This window comes from Pseudoalteromonas phenolica (assembly GCF_005886345.1).
GTDB lineage: Bacteria > Pseudomonadota > Gammaproteobacteria > Enterobacterales > Alteromonadaceae > Pseudoalteromonas > Pseudoalteromonas phenolica_A.
Window position 1 is genome coordinate 1 of sequence record NZ_PNEC01000083.1, and the last position, 16500, is coordinate 16500.

The 16500-nt window shown below is 39.3% G+C and carries 16 protein-coding genes; 5 read left to right on the forward strand and 11 right to left on the reverse strand.

The window, feature by feature from the left end:
• The 9 genes from CWB72_RS20960 to lptD form a co-directional block, all read right to left on the reverse strand.
• A partial coding sequence (locus CWB72_RS20960; protein WP_354384672.1) for a cache domain-containing protein occupies nucleotides 1–155 on the reverse strand: 155 nt, incomplete at its 3' end.
• Entirely contained in the window at nucleotides 89–400 is a 312-nt protein-coding gene (locus tag CWB72_RS19885; protein WP_252371601.1) for a hypothetical protein, read from the reverse strand. The genes CWB72_RS20960 and CWB72_RS19885, both read right to left, overlap by 67 nt.
• A 453-nt stretch (nucleotides 401–853) precedes the next feature.
• Nucleotides 854–2869, reverse strand: a complete 2016-nt coding sequence (locus CWB72_RS19890; protein WP_130253996.1) for a methyl-accepting chemotaxis protein — start codon at nucleotides 2867–2869, stop codon at nucleotides 854–856.
• 112 nt (nucleotides 2870–2981) lie between these two features.
• A complete protein-coding gene (locus CWB72_RS19895) occupies nucleotides 2982–3779 on the reverse strand; it encodes a symmetrical bis(5'-nucleosyl)-tetraphosphatase (RefSeq protein WP_138635079.1) in 798 nt (265 codons plus the stop codon).
• Nucleotides 3780–3781: 2 nt separating this feature from the next.
• Complete coding sequence (gene apaG / locus CWB72_RS19900; RefSeq protein ID WP_130253994.1) at nucleotides 3782–4171, reverse strand: Co2+/Mg2+ efflux protein ApaG; 390 nt, start codon at nucleotides 4169–4171, stop codon at nucleotides 3782–3784.
• Nucleotides 4155–4961 carry a 16S rRNA (adenine(1518)-N(6)/adenine(1519)-N(6))-dimethyltransferase RsmA gene (gene rsmA / locus CWB72_RS19905; RefSeq protein ID WP_130253993.1) on the reverse strand — a complete coding sequence of 269 codons (807 nt, stop codon included), beginning with the start codon at nucleotides 4959–4961 and terminating at the stop codon, nucleotides 4155–4157. Before rsmA ends, apaG begins: the two co-directional genes overlap by 17 nt.
• Nucleotides 4961–5950: a 4-hydroxythreonine-4-phosphate dehydrogenase PdxA gene (gene pdxA, locus CWB72_RS19910; RefSeq protein ID WP_130253992.1), complete on the reverse strand. Its 990-nt coding sequence runs from the start codon at nucleotides 5948–5950 to the stop codon at nucleotides 4961–4963. Before pdxA ends, rsmA begins: the two co-directional genes overlap by 1 nt.
• 7 nt (nucleotides 5951–5957) lie before the next feature.
• Entirely contained in the window at nucleotides 5958–7250 is a 1293-nt protein-coding gene (surA, locus tag CWB72_RS19915; protein ID WP_138635082.1) for a peptidylprolyl isomerase SurA, read from the reverse strand.
• Between the two features lie 17 nt (nucleotides 7251–7267).
• Nucleotides 7268–9511, reverse strand: a complete 2244-nt coding sequence (lptD, locus tag CWB72_RS19920) for an LPS assembly protein LptD (RefSeq protein ID WP_138635085.1) — start codon at nucleotides 9509–9511, stop codon at nucleotides 7268–7270.
• 88 nt (nucleotides 9512–9599) lie between these two features.
• Between lptD and CWB72_RS19925 the strand changes: the two genes are divergently transcribed.
• From CWB72_RS19925 to djlA, 3 genes are read left to right on the forward strand one after another with little or no spacing between them, the layout of a single operon-like run.
• Nucleotides 9600–10610, forward strand: coding sequence for an aminoglycoside phosphotransferase family protein (locus CWB72_RS19925; RefSeq protein WP_252371602.1), 1011 nt, complete (start codon nucleotides 9600–9602; stop codon nucleotides 10608–10610).
• Complete coding sequence (gene murU, locus CWB72_RS19930) at nucleotides 10607–11281, forward strand: N-acetylmuramate alpha-1-phosphate uridylyltransferase MurU (protein WP_138635087.1); 675 nt, start codon at nucleotides 10607–10609, stop codon at nucleotides 11279–11281. Before CWB72_RS19925 ends, murU begins: the two co-directional genes overlap by 4 nt.
• Nucleotides 11271–12116, forward strand: coding sequence for a co-chaperone DjlA (gene djlA / locus CWB72_RS19935; protein WP_138635091.1), 846 nt, complete (start codon nucleotides 11271–11273; stop codon nucleotides 12114–12116). The genes murU and djlA overlap by 11 nt, the downstream gene beginning before the upstream one ends.
• A 4-nt stretch (nucleotides 12117–12120) precedes the next feature.
• On the opposite strand, the gene CWB72_RS19940 is transcribed toward djlA, so the two are convergent.
• On the reverse strand, nucleotides 12121–12966 hold the full coding sequence (locus tag CWB72_RS19940; protein ID WP_138635094.1) for a DUF3530 family protein: 846 nt from the start codon (nucleotides 12964–12966) through the stop codon (nucleotides 12121–12123).
• 157 nt (nucleotides 12967–13123) lie between these two features.
• Between CWB72_RS19940 and CWB72_RS19945 the strand changes: the two genes are divergently transcribed.
• Nucleotides 13124–14056: a DUF368 domain-containing protein gene (locus CWB72_RS19945; RefSeq protein WP_138635097.1), complete on the forward strand. Its 933-nt coding sequence runs from the start codon at nucleotides 13124–13126 to the stop codon at nucleotides 14054–14056.
• Between the two features lie 96 nt (nucleotides 14057–14152).
• Entirely contained in the window at nucleotides 14153–15589 is a 1437-nt protein-coding gene (gene nhaD / locus CWB72_RS19950) for a sodium:proton antiporter NhaD (protein ID WP_138635100.1), read from the forward strand.
• Here nhaD and CWB72_RS19955 read toward each other — a convergent pair.
• Nucleotides 15581–16462 carry a 6-phosphofructokinase gene (locus tag CWB72_RS19955; protein WP_138635103.1) on the reverse strand — a complete coding sequence of 294 codons (882 nt, stop codon included), beginning with the start codon at nucleotides 16460–16462 and terminating at the stop codon, nucleotides 15581–15583. The genes nhaD and CWB72_RS19955 overlap by 9 nt on opposite strands.
• Between the last annotated feature and the right edge of the window lie 38 nt (nucleotides 16463–16500).

A 16500-nucleotide genomic window follows, 5' to 3' on the forward strand; every position in this document is an offset into this window, starting at 1 on the left:
ACAGATCTGAGGTTAAATAGGTATGTGCCATCTGGATCTTTACTTGCTGAGAGTGACTTACCAACTAATTGTGGTTTCATTGGATGCATCACCATATTTGGATTGTAGTCATTGATCCAATAGTAATTGTCAGTGTCGTAGCGGAGCTTTGAAATAGCATCAAGGGCTGCTTTTGAGCTTGCTCTTGACTCAATTCACCAGATTGTTGCAAGTCGTAAAAGTGCTCTATGATGCCAAAGGTATTCTCCACGAGGTTTTTGGTTTTCTCATATTGTTGTTGTTCAAGACTAGAAAATTGTTGTGGTAGACTTGTTAAGCTAAGTAACATTAGACCTAATGCGACCACTCCTAGTATCATCAGCAGGCGTTGAAATATTGAGAAGTTTCTTAAAAACTGCATAGATTCACCACCTTTTTATATTTAAGCTTATCTAAGCTACGCAACACAGCTTTTGCGTGAAGAAGCATGCTGTTGACTCTGCATCTAATAATAAAATTCAGCTTAGTTTAGAGATTTGATTTTGTCACAGTTAGAGCAATTAAATATATTTAAAACAGAGGTTTATAGTGTTTTTTTATTCTAGATCAAGGCAATAAGCGATTGGTCTTAAGCCAAAAGTTGTATGGAATTTTATAGTACTAACCCTCAGTTATACTCAATCATTTTAAGGGACTAAAACTAACCCTAAATCCGTAGAAAATTTCTTATTTAGTACAACTAAATGGCAAAATTTCGCCTTGTTATCGACAAGTCTTCCTTGCCTCAAAATAGTTCGCCCCATGAAGAGGGTTGTTATAAAAGAAATGCAATAAAAAAGCCCTCATAGGAGGGCTTTTGAAGAAGTATTGTTGCTTATACTCTAAATTGCTCTACAGATAATCTTAGTTCTTCCGCTAGTTTTGCAACTTCTGAGCTAGATATTGAAGTTTGATTTGCCCCTTCTGCGGTTTGCTCTGCAATAGCAACAATAGATTCAAGACGTTCGCTGATTTCTTGAGCTACCTGTTGTTGTTCGTTAGCGGCATTTGAAATCTCCTCACTTACGTCATGAGCTTGAGAAACTGCCAGAGTAATGCAGTTTAATGCTTCGTTAGCTAAATCACTCTGTTCAACACAAGACACCGCTTGTTGCTTGCCCTTCGACATTGCATTTACAGCTTCTTCAGCACCTGCTTGGAGAGATTCAATCATTGATTGAATCTCTTGAGTCGACTCTTGAGTTTTGCTCGCTAAAGATCTTACTTCATCTGCAACGACGGCAAAGCCTCGACCTTGCTCACCGGCACGCGCAGCTTCAATGGCTGCATTTAGAGCCAGCAGGTTAGTTTGTTCAGCAATACCTCTAATGACATCTAAAATACCACCAATAGACGCACTGTCTTGATGCAGTTTGTTTATAACGCGCGAAGCCTCGTCAACTTCAGAAGCCAGTTGTTCAATGGTATGCTTATTATCATGTGAAATACCCTTAACGCGTTCAGCCTCTTTATCTGCGTTCTTAATCTCTAGCAGTGCTTGGTGAGCGCTGTTGCTCACGCCATGAGATGTGCTACTCATTTCAGTTGTAGCTGTAGCGGCTTGCTCAACTTGATCCTGTTGACTCTTAATTGCTTGGCTAGACTCAGTAGTGATTGTAGAAGTTTGTTCTGAAGCAGCTGCAAGTTGTGTGGAACGAGATATGATGCCTGTAATTAGCTCTCTTAAACTTGCAATTAGAGTATTACAACTTCTTGAAAGCTCTCCAAATTCATCACGCGCACTGTCGTCTAAACTTTGAGTCATATCGCCGCTTGCAACAATAGTAAGCACCTTGTTTACTTCAGCGAGAGGTTTTGTGATTAGTTGAACGGTTATAAATGCAACACCTACTGCAATAATGGTAGCGGCAATCATTCCAACCCAAGTCCATAAATTTGCAGCACTGACATCGTCATTAACACCAGCTTGAAGTTCTAATGCAACTTCATTTGCTAATGCAACAAGTTCAGATAACTGTTCTAATGCAGCTTTAGTAGCAAATTCAGAATCAGATAATGCCTGTTTGGTTTTTGCTTCGATTTGTAACAGTGCGCGCTTGTTGTTGGCAATACTATCAACGCCTTGAATTTGTGATTTTAAGTCGGCATAGTAACTTTCTAAGTCTTCTAAATAAGATGGCTCTAAAGATGAGAGCGGTCCTTTAATAAAATCAATGTTTCTTGCAATTTCTTGAATTGAAAAGTTTTGTTCATTAGCGATAATATCTACAGTGTTTATATTTTTAGCAGACAATAAATCATTACTATTTGTAACTAGGCTAGAAAAATGATTTTCCATACTAGAGGCTGCCTGATAAGCTCTTTGGCTCGTAGTTTTTAACTCACTGATATCAAGAATATCTAGTACGCTGGTTGTAGCATCCTCTGCTGCAAGCTCAATATCCTCAAATTGTGTTTGGAGGCTACTTCTTAATCTTAATACTGTTTGCTTATCGCTAAACAACATATTTACAGTTGAAAGAAATTCAGTAAAAGAGCCACCGACTTTATCTGAACGTTGAGATAATTGTGAGTTTAGAGCAACTACTTGCTCAAGCTGATCATATGCTTGCTTAAATTGAGATTGGCGCGCTTCAAACTGGGATTTAAATTGGGTAAGCTCGTTAGGCTGTTCTGAAAAATAACTGCTCTGTGCCAGTTTACTCATTTGCGTGAATTCGACTTGTAGCTCTGAGCTGTAGGTCATAGCGGGTAGAGAAAGGTTTTTCACCTGTTGAGATGAGCTGTCGATATTTGCAATCCTCAGGAGAGAATTCCCGCCGATTATAAGGAGCAATGAGGTGATGAAGATAAAACCACCCCAAATTCGTTGGCTAACAGTGAAATTCATATTGATTCCGTAATTTGCTTAAGACAGTAACTTATCGGTATAGCTAAAAATAAGTTAAGTATTTTATAGCAGATGTAGTGAAATAATTCAGTAAAAAGGGAGTATTATTAGTTTATTTGCTTAAAAAATGTTCACCGTTATCTAAGTTTAACAATGTCATGTTCCCACCCCAGACACAGCCTGTATCTAAAGCAAGTACATTTCTTTTGTGAGTTTTTCCTTCGAGTGCAGCCCAGTGGCCAAAAATAAAGTTGTTTTGCTCACAGTCAAATCGACTGTGCTCGAACCAAGGTTGTAGATGGCTTTGAGCAGGGTTACCTTTTTGAGATAAATTCAAGTGACCAGAAGACTCTAAAAACCTCATTCTTGTAAAAACATTCACAATTATTTTGAAGTTTGTTAATGGATCTTCATTTGGAATGAAATTTATATCATTTTGGCCATACATATTCTCGAAAAAATATTCAACTTCTTCGCTCTGATAATATTGCTGCGCTAGTTTTGAGAAATTTAAGGCATCAGCTATATTCCAGCTTGGATGGATCCCTGCGTGAGAGATAAAGCTAGCACAAGATTTGAGATAAACAGCAAGCGGCTGGGTTCTCAAATAAGAAACATAGTTGTTATGTAAAGGGCTAGAGAATAGCTCAGTTAATTTATCTTTAGGGTTAGGTTTCCTTCCGAGTAATGAGCAAGCAATATAATGAAGGTCATGATTACCTAATGTTACGGTAATAGCATCTTGATTCTGGTAAACAAAATCTAGACAACCTAATGAGTCAGGACCCCTAGCGATTAAGTCTCCAACCAAATAAAGATGATCTTTACTTGGATTAAAACTCACTTCAGATAACAGTTTAATAAAGGGTGTAAAACACCCTTGTAAATCACCTATAGCATAGTTTGCCATGACTAATGAAGAATATTAGGACGAGACAAGCGAAACACCTCAATTGGGGCTTTGAATTGAGTACCAAATTCATTTCGCATCATATAATGACCTTGCATAGTACCGACTGGTGTATCTAATACTGCACCACTGGTGTAAGAGTAACTTTCTCCTGGCCCTATAGTCGGTCTTTCCCCAACAACACCTTCACCTTCAACTTCTGTTTCTTTGCCATTTGCGTCTGTAATCAACCAATAACGGCTTTCTAGCTTAGTACTACATAAGCTATGATTTTTAATGGTTATAGTGTAAGCGAATACATACTTATCTTTTTCAGGTTGAGATTGGTGCTCAACATATACGGTTTCAACAGACACCTTAATCGGTGAGCCTAAATTACTGCTTGTTGTCATAGATCCAATTAGCGATATTAATAAATTGAGAAAGGGATAAGTTTTCAGCTCGTAAAGATGCATCAATGCCTAGTGATGCTAATTCTTCAGCATTTAATAGGTTTGATAGGCTATTTCTTAACGTTTTTCTACGTTGGTTAAACGCTTCTAAACACACTGTATTGAGAATTTTTGTGCTTTTAGCAGTGCGTTGTTCAGCTTTTTTAGGAATAAGTCTAACAACCGCCGAATCTACTTTTGGTGCCGGTTTAAAACACTCAGGTGGTACGTCAATAACAGGCATTGCATGGCAATAATATTGCGTCATAACACTTAGGCGACCAAAGGCTTTAGAACCCGGACCAGCTACCATACGTTTAACGACTTCTTTTTGCAGCATAAAGTGCATATGCTCAATATTATCTACAAATTCAAATAAGTGAAACAGAAGTGGGGTTGACACGTTATACGGAAGGTTACCAAAAACCTTTAATTTCTCTTCTTCGCGAATTAAGCTAGAAAAATCAAACTTCATTGCATCGCCTTGATGCACGGTTAACTTAGGGCCTAAAAATGGGTGCTGAGTTAGTCTTTCAGCTAAGTCTTTATCCAATTCTACAACGGTCAGTTGGCCGCTCAAATCGGTAACAGGTTCTGTGATAGCGCCCAAACCAGGTCCAATCTCAACAAGGTTGTCAGATGGTTTAGGGTCTATAGCTGTTACAATCTTATCGATGATCATTTCATCATGTAGAAAGTTTTGTCCAAAGCGTTTTCTAGCTCTGTGACCTAAATGTACTTTATCTGTCATTAATTCAATGCTTTTTTTGAGGCGAGCTTAATAGCTTCGCGAATAGCTAAATCAAAACTGCCGACTTCGATGTTGCCCGTAGCGGCTAAATCAAGTGCAGTACCATGATCAACTGATGTTCTAACGAAAGGTAATCCAAGTGTGATATTTACTGAGTTACCAAAACCTTTGTATTTTAGCACAGGTAAGCCTTGATCGTGATACATGGCTAAGACGGCATCAGCGTTATCTAAATATTTTGCTTGGAACAAGGTATCGGCAGGGAGGGGGCCAATTAAAGACATTCCTTGTTCATTAAGCTCGTTTAAAGTGGGCTCAATAGTTTCGATTTCTTCAGTTCCAAGGTGGCCACCTTCACCGGCATGAGGGTTGAGGCCACAAACTAATATTTTTGGCTGTTCAAGACCAAATTTAGTCTGCAAGTCATGATTTAAGATTTGGATAACTTTACTTAATCGATCTTGGGTGATTGCACGTGATACATAAGCTAGTGGGATATGAGTCGTTACTAACGCGACTCTTAACCCCTCAGTTGCAAGCATCATAACTACGTCAGAGGTGTTTGATTGCTGTGCAAAAAACTCTGTGTGGCCACTGAAGGCGATACCAGCGCGGTTAATGATCCCTTTATGGACCGGTCCTGTTACTACAGCCGCAAAAGTACCATCCATATTTTTTTCAGAGGCAACTCTAAGTGTATCTAAAACATACTGACCATTCGCTTCATTAAGTTGTCCGGCAACAACCTCGTCACCTTTATCTATTTGCAAATAGTATAGACTTCCTGCTGGAGCGGGGGTTGCTTCTTGTTTTGCGTCAAAAGGAAGCAAGTTAACTTGTTCATTTAACTCTTTTGCACGTTGTTCAATAATTGTTTTATCCACAACAGCGACTAACTGTACTGGCCAAGTTTTCTGCGCCAGTTTAATGACTAAATCAGGGCCAATACCAGCAGGCTCACCAGGTGTAATTGCAATACGAATGGTCATAATTTATTTATTCCGAAGGAAAAACGTCAATATTTGCCTGTTCGCGCATTTCATTCATCCATCTATAACTTTCTTCTTTAAATTTTCGGTTATATAAGATGCCATGGGCACGGTTCTTTTTGGCGATATCAGTTTTATCAGCGATACGCTTGTCTAGTAGTTGCACAATATGCCAACCAAATGTACTACGAAATGGCTCACTGATTTCATCTTTCTCTAGAGAAAGTAAAGTATCTCTAAATGTTGGTACATAAGTTGTTGGATCTGTCCAATCGTACTCACCGCCTTTCAAAGCAGAGCCAGGATCCTCTGAGTGCTCTTTAGCTAGCTCGGCAAAGTCAGCCTTGCCAGCTCTAAGGTCTTTAGCAAAGTCAGCTAGCATAGAGCGAGCTTTTTCTTCGCTCAGAATAATTGAGGGCTTTATAAGTATATGGCGTGAACGAACCTCAGTAGTTTCTACTACTTGGCGACCGCGGATATCCTGTACTTTTAGAATGTGGAAACCAGCACCAGAGCGAAGCGGACCAATAATGGCGTCTTTTTTCTGGCCTTTTACCGCCTCAGCAAATAGTGATGGCATTTCGTTAGCACTCATCCAGCCAAGTTGACCACCATCTAGCGCTTTTGCACCACCTGATGAGGCGATCGCAATTCGCTTGAACTCTTTTCCATCATTTAAAAATTCTATAACTTTATTTGCTCTTTCTCTCGAGCTTTCAAGTTCTTCAGGTGAGGCCTTACTTGGAATTTTAATGAGTATATGGCCAATATTATATTCTTCAGATTGACCTGTTTGCTGTTCTAATATCTCCTGCAAGTTTGCTATTTCTCGCGGACTGATATAAATGCGGCGGTCAACATTCGCACGTCTAACTTGGCCTACTGTTATTTCATTGCGAATTTCTTCTCGGTACGCTTGAAAACTCTCACCTGTTGCTTCGATGGTTTTTCTTAAGTCGGCAATACTTGCACTTTGTTCACTGGCGATATTAGCCAAAGTTTGATCAAGTTGCGCATCTGATATTTCTAGACCCATACGCTCTGCAAGTTGCAGCAATAAAGATTGGTCAACAAGTCTGTCAATGGCCTGTATACGTAATGTGTTATCAGAAGGTAGCTCTGTATTTTGTTCTTTTGCTTGTTGTTTTACTCGTGCGATGATTTTATCAACTTCACTTTGCAGCACGACGCCGTCATTGACAGTGGCGACAACTTTGTCCAATTGCACCCTTTCAGCCAAAGCATTTTGGCTAAACCCTAAACCCATAAGGGTGACGATTAAAAACTTTTTCAGATTCATAGTGCTCTATTATTCTATTAATTATTTAAAAAATAAGGTCTGCGGTAGCCAAATATACCCTTTTGTAGCAAGCGGCTTACATCATAGTTTGACTTGCCACCTAAACCTTTAAGTACGAAGTTTAAACGGATGCTTGAATCAAATTGGGCATCGTCATGGTCTATCGCTTTGTTTAAATCGGTTTCAATTTGTCTATTACCTGTTAACTGTATAGCCCAACAACAGCTTTCGTATTGTAAGCCTATGAAAAATTCAGTACTTCTTTTTGAAACTAAATCCCTGTGATAGCTTGCTATAAATTGAAACTGCTTATTCAGTGGTACGCTGGTAAACATGCCAATCTGATCGATTTCATAGTCTGAGACATCATTAGCATAGTGATGGTTCAATTGTACGAGCTGATTATTATCGCCTTTGTAATCAATTGTGGCGTGAGACTTAATTCTTTGTTTTGTGTCGGCATCGTATTGTATACCAGCAGATAAATACCACCTTCTATGCCAATGTATCATGGTTTCAGCTGCAAACAAGGCATTGTAGTTGGTTTGATCTAATGGATTCTGGCTGGTTGGCTTCACATTGCTGTCTAAATATAAAATTTGGCCGGCGCTAAAATTAAATCGCTCTATGTTCTTGTTGTCATATATTCGAGTGGTTGCACCTATCGTAAATTGGTTTGCCTGCGCAATTCTATCTACACCAGAAAACCTTTGTTCTCTGAATAAGCCAGCAAAATCATCTTGCATCTTAGTAGTATCGTACAAACCAATATTTTCTTGTTCTCTATGAGGCACATACAAGTACTGAAGCTGAGGCTCGAGTGTTTGGATACCATCATCAACGAAGAAGCGTGTTTCGCGCTCTAAATTCATTTGCGCATGCATTCTTAATTTAGGGAGTGTTCGAGTTACCCTTTCTGTGTAAGGCGTATCAGTAAAGTCACCTTCTTGCTGGTAATAAGTATGTAATAAACTTGCTTCAGATAAGAAAGACCAGGCAGTATCATTAATGGAATAACTGGCTTTTGGTTCAATATGAAGTCGAGAAGCATCTGTAATTAACAAGTCTTCATTAGTGAAGTGACTAAACTCGCCTTGTAATGACCAATCTATGCCATACCATTTTGTAGGTTGCGTGGTTTGCCAAGATACTTGTGGCATTGCAGCATAAGAGTCGGTGTGATCACCAAGTACTTCAAAGTTTTGAATTTTAAATTCAGCGCTCCAATCCTCACCTAAATAATTCAGCGCACCGGTGCGGTAAAGCTGTGTATCTGTGGCGTTGCCATATTCAGAATTGAGATCAGTTAAATAGTTGTCGTCACTTACATTGGTAATGTCGATACTGGCTCGCCAATTGTCATTAAAGTAGCTGCTTTGTTGCCAATGTACTAAATAGCGCTCTTCTAAATCCGGTTCTGAATCATCTTTTTCAAGTAATTCAAATGCCACCAAACCATTATGTTTAGGGGTTAGGTATCTAAATTCGGTATTCAGTTGTAAGCCCTTGTTAGACATGTACCTTGGCGTAATTGTCGCGTCGTAGTTCGGGGCAATATTCCAGTAAAAAGGCGTAATAAGTTCTACACCATATCTTTCTGAGCTAGAAATCGTGGGCGCTAATAACCCAGTTTTACGGCGATCATCAATAGGGAAAGTGAAATACGGAATGTAGATGATGGGCGTATCTAAAATTCTAAGTACTGCATTGTAAGTTTCGCCCCAGCCTTGTGTTTTAGAAAGGCTGATGGTACTTGCTTCTATCGACCAAAAAGGTTTATCAGTGGGGCAGGTAGTAAAGCTGGCGTTCAGTAACTCAATACTATCTTCTCTAGCCGATAGTTGTGCTGCTCCACCATGGCCTAATTGCTGAGTTAGTGTGTAGTCTGCACCCAATAGATCAATATGGTAGTTGTTTAAGTCTGCAAATAGGCCGTTACTTTTAACTAAGGTATATGGGTCTTGATAAACAAGCGGTCCTTCGGCATTGAGTTGTGCTGTTTGCTTGTTAATAAGTGCAGAACTGGTAGACAGTTGCATTTGTTCTGTGTTTATTACAACATGACCAGCAAATTGTGCGCTCGTAGTACTGTTGATATTGACTTTATCAGCACGAATATCAATGGCGTTTTGTGGTAAACCAGTTAGAGGTTGCCACTGACTTGGCTTAAAGTTACTTTGGCAAAGCAACGAGCTTTCTGTTTCAGCAAAAACAGTAGGGCTGAAAGAAAATAGTGCCACAGTTAGCCAAATTTTGTTCATTAATTAACCTGTTTGCCAGTTGATACCACTTGAGCACGACATAATAAAGTAAAACAGAGTTAAATTCAGTAATTAAGAATGTAAAATTGTGATAAAGAACCTAAACAGAAACACACAATTAAATAGCTTTCTAAAAAGCTTTTTTGGCATTACTCCATTTTCATACCAAGCGATTACATCTGATGCTAGCTTTAGGCAGTATTATCGAGTAAGAACACAAGTATCAAGTTATATTTTAATGGACTCTCCTGCTGATTTAATTGATAACGCGCCATTTATCGGTCTTAGGCAGGATTTTGAGCAGGCGGGGTTAGCGGTACCTAAGCTTGTTAGTTCAGATTTAACGCTAGGGTTTATATTATTGTCTGATTTAGGCTCTATTCATTTAGCGGATTGTCTTGAGCAACCGTCACGTATTTCAGATTATCAGGCTATTTTAGATTTATTGCCGAACGTTGCTGCTATACCCAAATCAAAATGGATGAAGCCATATGACGCGGATTTTATCCGTTTAGAGATTAATATTTTTAAAGAGTGGTTGTTAGAAAACTGGTTGGGGCTTATTGTTCCTATCGAATATGAAGCACAGTGGAATAACTTAACAGAGTTGCTTGTTGAAAACATGCTAAAACAACCACAAGTGACGATGCATCGTGATTTTCATTCTAGGAATATAATGAAAACTGGCACAAACTGGGCATTGATTGATTTTCAAGATGCGGTTCAGGGCCCTGTTTGTTATGACGCCGTGTCTTTATTAAAGGATTGTTACTTCAAACTGCCTCAGCAAGAGTTTAAGTCTTTACTGGCCTACAACTTTAAAGTAATGAACCAATATAATCTCCTGGAAGGTATGTCTTTTGGAACGTACCGTAGTTATTTTGAGTTAACTGGTCTGCAGAGGCACTTAAAGGCCGCAGGTATCTTTTGCCGACTATTGCTTAGAGATAATAAAGCTGGATATACCACAAGCATTTTACCAACTTTAGCTTATGTGCAAGCTGTACTCAAACAGCATCAGGAATTTCAAGGGCTTGCAACTTGGTTTGACGATGAGATAATTCCCGCAATAGAGCAAAAAATAGAGTCACTTCGATGAAAGCAATGATACTGGCAGCAGGGCGCGGAAAGCGTATGATGCCATTGACAGCTGATTTACCCAAACCTATGTTGCAGGTTTGTGGTAAACCCCTGATCCAATATCATATTGAGCGTTTGAAAAGTGCAGGGGTGACAGATATTGTCATTAATTTAGCTTGGCAAGGTAATAAAATCGTTCGCTATTTTGGAGATGGCACTAAATATGGCGTTTCTATTCAATACAGCTATGAGCCTGAAGGTGGGTTAGAAACTGCAGGTGGTATTATTCAAGCATTGCCTCTCTTGTGTGATAGTCATGAAAGCTTCATTGTCATAAATGGAGATATTTTTACTGATTATGATGTGCACGCTTTAACTCAACTCGTCTTACAAGAAGGTGAAGCGCACATAGTTTTAGTTGAAAATCCAGTGCATCATCCAGAGGGTGACTTTACTTTGGGTTTGCCGAATCAAGAACAACGTCATACTTTTTCGGGAATAGGTTTATATCACGAAAGTTTTTTCAAAGGGTTTAACACAGAGTTTCTGGCTTTGGGACCGCTATTAAGAACTGCAATAGCGGATGGAAGAGTATCTAGAGAACTTTATTTAAACCAGTGGTCTGATATTGGCACCCCTGAACGTCTTGAACAGATCAATCAAGAGGTAAGGTCACAGTATGTGGGGTAAATTACTTGGTACGTGTTTTGGTTTTATGTTTGGACGTTGGTTAGGAGCTGCGCTTGGTTTTTGGTTAGGGCACCTTTTTGACAAAAGTTTGAAACAAGATTTTGAAAAAGCAGGTGGCTTTCAAGGTTTTTTTGATAAAAATGAATTAGATCAACGCCAAGCGTTATTCTTCTCAAGTTGCTTCGCTGTCATGGGTCATATTGCAAAGTCTAACGGTCGTGTAAGCGAAGTGCATATTCAGGCTGCAACGGCATTCATGGATGAAATGGGATTACATGGTGATGATAGGAAAGAAGCGCAAAATGCGTTTCGTTCAGGCAAAAGTATTGAGTTTTCTTTAAAAGATGCGGTAAGGGATGTAAAAGACGTTTTTGGACGACGATACGACCTGTTACAGCTGTTTTTAGAAATCCAAATTCAAATGGCTTTTTCGGATGGGCATTTGGCTGAGCAGGAGAAGCAATTACTGCAAAGGGTCAGTAAGTTACTTGGTCTTTCAGCTCGACACTTTCAGTTTTTATTAAACCGCTATCAGGCTGAATTTCAATTTAGAAAGCAGCGTGCGCATCAACATAAAAGCCGTTTTGAAGAGCAGTCCCAGTATCGACAAAATACAACTCCACCTCCTTCTTTGAATAGGGCTAATGCACTTGCTGTATTGGGGTTATCTAATTCTGCGGGCGACAAAGAGATTAAACGTGCCTATAGAAAGTTAATGTCTCAACATCATCCAGATAAGCTTGTTTCACAAGGTTTACCACCACATATGATGGAAATAGCAAAGCGCAAGAGCCAAGATATCCAATCAGCCTATGAATTTCTTAAAACTAAGTAGAAATTTATAGGTGGCTTAAAAAGCCATTGAGCTCTTTTCTAAGCCTTTGGTGTTGTCTCAGTTCATGACTTTGACCAAATAACTCTCTTTGTCTGTAATCAAATTTACTATTACGTTTAGCCCAGCGCATGCGTTCGTAAGTGCTTTGTGTTATGAAAGGGCTGTCATGACTATAGTAAATATCCAATAGAGGGGGGCTGACAAGAGAAAATGTCGCGGCCAAATCTTTATTTCTCTTAGGGTGTGGTAGGTGCGCACTTATGGTGATCAACGCATCGACAGGTAAACTTGGTTGTTCAGATAATAGTTCTGCAAAAACGCCTGCAGTGGTGCCTACAGCAATCACCACAAATTTTTCATCTCGAGTTTTTGTTAGACTTTGAGAAAGGGCTTGAAATCTGGCTGCTAACTCATTTTTATATTCATTTAACATGTCCTCAGATTGGAAAAATACAGTTTTTGCATTAAGTTGCTCTGGCGCTTCATTAGAAAAATCAGGAATTTCTAAAGACTCATACAATATAGCTGGCGAGGGTAAGACATAGGTATCAAACCCGTCATCAGATAAAGCTTGGTGAAGGTATTGACTACCATTGCTTGAAAGTAGTGGTTGGCCAATATCAGGTAATATGACGGCAATCCCTTTTTTAGGTGCATTCATGTAAGTTTGAAAAATCACCTGTAAGGGACTTTCATTGACAGTGATGCTAACCAACTCGTTATCCTCTAAGTAATGCTTTAAATCTACGTCAAACCAAACTTTTGTATCGATTGGCATGATATGTTGAGCAGGTTCTGCTTTGCCATAAAAAGTAAAAAGCATGGCGATTAAAACGATTAAATTACGCATAAAAACTCATAATGTGTGCACCTATATTAATTATCGGTTTAAGTAGCTAAACCTTTAACTTCTTATCTCTCTTATTTTTAACTTTATTCCTTGGTTCTTGTCTGAAGAAATTTGATATAAACTTGCAAACTTAATAAATTTTGGAGAAAAGGAAGATATGTCACAGTTGCAATCTAAGCGTGACTTTTTACTGCTATTTTTAAAGGGGGCAGGCATGGGGGCTGCGGATGTTGTGCCCGGAGTTTCCGGCGGAACCATCGCATTTATAACCGGTATTTATGCCCGTTTGCTGAACGCAATTAAAAGTATTAATCTAGACGCGTTGACGTTACTCAAACGTGAAGGGCTAAAGGCAACTTGGCAATATATTGACGGTACATTTTTAGTGACACTTTTTGCTGGATTGCTGACCAGTGCGGCGTCTTTAGCCAAGTTAATCACTTATTTGCTTGAGCATCACAAACTATTAGTTTGGTCTTTTTTCTTTGGTTTAATAATCGCCTCATTTATTTACGTTGCCAAGCAAGTTAAAAGTTGGGACGCAAAAACAATTATTAGTTGTTTTTTTGGTGCTTTATTCGCATTTGCAGTTACATCACTGTCTCCTGCTGAAGCCAACCCACAATGGTGGTTTTATTTTCTTGCTGGGGCAATAGCCATCTGTGCCATGATCTTACCAGGTATATCGGGTAGTTTTATTTTATTACTCTTGGGTATGTATGGGCATGTATTAACTGCTGTGACAGAAAAGCAGTTTTCATTAATCGCTCTGTTTTTGGTTGGTTGTGTTGTAGGTTTGATGGTCTTTTCTAGATTTTTGTCATGGTTACTAAGCCGCTTTGAGCAGTTAACGTTTGCTTTATTGGCGGGCTTCCTTGTAGGCTCTTTGAACTTACTCTGGCCTTGGAAAGAAGTGCTTAGTACCTATACAAACTCTAAGGGAATTGAAAAGCCTTTAATGCAGCAAAATATTATGCCAACGGAGTTTGCTTTACTAACAGGGCAAGATCCAATGACATTAGTATGTATCTCACTCGCAGTAACAGGCTTAGTGCTCATTTTGGCGATTGAAAAGCTAACAAAAAGTTAACTAGGTTAGACTTCTGTACAATTGGTTAACGTATTCAATGTGCTATTTTATTGCCTACTTTAATACTCTATTTTGAATATCTCAGTAGGCACAATCATGTCTTTTCGGCGCTCAACATTTTTATTTATAGCTTTATTGCTGACCGGCTCTGTATTTCCTGTGTGGGGAGCAGAGGCACACCTTGACCTTACAAACTCAACCATCGGCTTTGCATCTATTGCAATTTTCATTTTGGCATACACCCTTGTGATGTTGGAAGAGAAATTACATTTACGTAAATCTAAACCTGTTTTGGTTGGAGCAGGTTTAATTTGGATATTAATTGGCAGTTTTTATGTCAGTGAAAATATTCCACATGTTACTGAGTCCGCTTTCAGGCATAACTTACTTGAATTTGCTGAACTAATGCTATTTTTGCTCGTCGCCATGACTTATATAAATGCCTTGGAAGAGAGAAGAGTCTTTGATGCACTGAGATCTTGGATGATCCGCAAGGGTTTTAATTATAAAAATCTATTTTGGATAACTGGCTTCTTATCATTCTTCATTTCGCCAATTGCAGATAATTTAACCACTGCGTTGTTAATGTGTGCCGTGGTAATGAAAGTGGCAGAAGGGGATAAGCCGTTTATAAATCTGAGCTGTATAAATATAGTCATTGCAGCGAATGCTGGTGGTGCATTTAGTCCTTTTGGTGATATTACCACTCTAATGGTATGGCAAGCGGGTATGGTTACTTTTGAAGAGTTTTTAGTGTTATTTTTACCATCTCTTGCCAACTTCTTGGTGCCAGCAGCGATAATGAGCTTTTATGTTCAGAATAAGCACCCAACAGCTGCTTATGAAGAGATAGAGCTTAAACGTGGTGCTTTGAGAATAATTACTTTGTTTTTATTAACTGTTGCTACAGCTGTTGCTTGCCATAGTTTTTTACATCTGCCTCCTGTTCTTGGCATGATGATGGGGTTGGGCTATCTACAATTTTTTGGTTATTTCTTGCGAGTTACTCTACCAGGCTCTTTAGCACGAAAAAAAGCGCAAGCTGAGCAGGAGGGAGATAAAGAGCGTTTGGCTAGATTAGGAGGTGTCGTACCATTTGATGTATTTAGTAAAGTATCTCGAGCTGAATGGGATACTCTACTATTTTTCTATGGCATTGTGATGTGTGTAGGCGGCTTAGGATTTTTAGGCTATTTAAGCTTAATGTCTGAAGTTCTTTATGGTGGTTGGTCTACAACCACGGCAAATGTGTTTTTAGGTGTAATTTCTGCTGTGATTGACAATATCCCTGTTATGTTTGCGGTGTTAACGATGCAGCCTGAAATGTCCCATGGCCAATGGTTATTGATCACATTAACAGCCGGTGTAGGTGGTAGTTTACTTTCAATTGGCTCTGCTGCAGGAGTGGCACTTATGGGGCAAGCTCGTGGGTATTATACCTTCTTTGGTCATTTGAAGTGGACACCTGTTATTGCACTGGGTTATGCAGCGAGTATCGCACTGCATTTATGGTTAAATGCGGACTTATTTTAAATAGTCAGTGAGCTGAGACTTGTGGGCGATACGAAGGCTTTCGTCCACAGGTTTGTTAATTGAAACGGCCTCTTTAAGTGACGTTTTACTCAATTGGTTAGTTCGATACCCTAACATAATATTGTCATCGTTACTTAAGATAGATTCAACTGCGCCCAAGCCTAGTTGAGTCGCTAATACACTATCTTCAGAAACCGGATCTCCTCCTCTTTGAATGTGCCCGAGTATACATATCGCACTTTCGATTTGACCTTTAGATTCAAGTTTTGCCTTGAGTGCGCTCGCACCACCAGGCCACAAATTTTCTGCAAGAATAATGAGGTAGCTGGCATCACGCTTTTTTTGTTGACGCCTAATTTGTTCAATTAATTCTCTAAGATGTATTTCATGGTGAACTGAGTCGTAATTCTCGAATGAAAAGATACTTTCAGCACCACAAGAAAGCCCCACTTGAAACGCAATATGACCACTGTGCCTGCCCATCACTTCGACAATGAACACTCTATCAAAGGCGTTTGCGGTATCGCGAATTTTATCAATAGCGCGCGTTGCGGTATGAACAGCAGTAGCAAAGCCAATTGTTTTGTCACAACCAAACAAGTCATTATCAATTGTACCTGGCAAACCGATTACTTGGCCCTGCCAGTATCTCTTTATAGCTTGTAACCCATGAAAAGAACCAACACCGCCAATCACTATAAGTGCATCGATATCATGTTTGAATAGTGTATTACATGCTTGCTTAACGCCAATTTCATTCATCATCTGCGGGCATCTAGCACTTTTTAAAAAGGTACCACCGTTTTTAATGTGTGTATTAACTAACCTGAGCTGCGCATAAGAAATTGAACTAAATGCCCTTGTGGTGATCAGATCTTTCGATCAAGAAACATAAGATTACCAAGGCAAGG

What these genes read in the sequence shown, in the direction of transcription:
- CWB72_RS19885 (WP_252371601.1), bottom strand. Translation starts at nt 400, where the DNA reads ATGCAGTTTTTAAGAAACTTCTCAATATTTCAACGCCTGCTGATGATA.
- CWB72_RS19890 (WP_130253996.1), bottom strand. Translation starts at nt 2,869, where the DNA reads ATGAATTTCACTGTTAGCCAACGAATTTGGGGTGGTTTTATCTTCATC.
- CWB72_RS19895 (WP_138635079.1), bottom strand. Translation starts at nt 3,779, where the DNA reads ATGGCAAACTATGCTATAGGTGATTTACAAGGGTGTTTTACACCCTTT.
- apaG (WP_130253994.1), bottom strand. Translation starts at nt 4,171, where the DNA reads ATGACAACAAGCAGTAATTTAGGCTCACCGATTAAGGTGTCTGTTGAA.
- rsmA (WP_130253993.1), bottom strand. Translation starts at nt 4,961, where the DNA reads ATGACAGATAAAGTACATTTAGGTCACAGAGCTAGAAAACGCTTTGGA.
- pdxA (WP_130253992.1), bottom strand. Translation starts at nt 5,950, where the DNA reads ATGACCATTCGTATTGCAATTACACCTGGTGAGCCTGCTGGTATTGGC.
- surA (WP_138635082.1), bottom strand. Translation starts at nt 7,250, where the DNA reads ATGAATCTGAAAAAGTTTTTAATCGTCACCCTTATGGGTTTAGGGTTT.
- lptD (WP_138635085.1), bottom strand. Translation starts at nt 9,511, where the DNA reads ATGAACAAAATTTGGCTAACTGTGGCACTATTTTCTTTCAGCCCTACT.
- murU (WP_138635087.1), top strand. Translation starts at nt 10,607, where the DNA reads ATGAAAGCAATGATACTGGCAGCAGGGCGCGGAAAGCGTATGATGCCA.
- djlA (WP_138635091.1), top strand. Translation starts at nt 11,271, where the DNA reads ATGTGGGGTAAATTACTTGGTACGTGTTTTGGTTTTATGTTTGGACGT.
- CWB72_RS19940 (WP_138635094.1), bottom strand. Translation starts at nt 12,966, where the DNA reads ATGCGTAATTTAATCGTTTTAATCGCCATGCTTTTTACTTTTTATGGC.
- CWB72_RS19945 (WP_138635097.1), top strand. Translation starts at nt 13,124, where the DNA reads ATGTCACAGTTGCAATCTAAGCGTGACTTTTTACTGCTATTTTTAAAG.
- nhaD (WP_138635100.1), top strand. Translation starts at nt 14,153, where the DNA reads ATGTCTTTTCGGCGCTCAACATTTTTATTTATAGCTTTATTGCTGACC.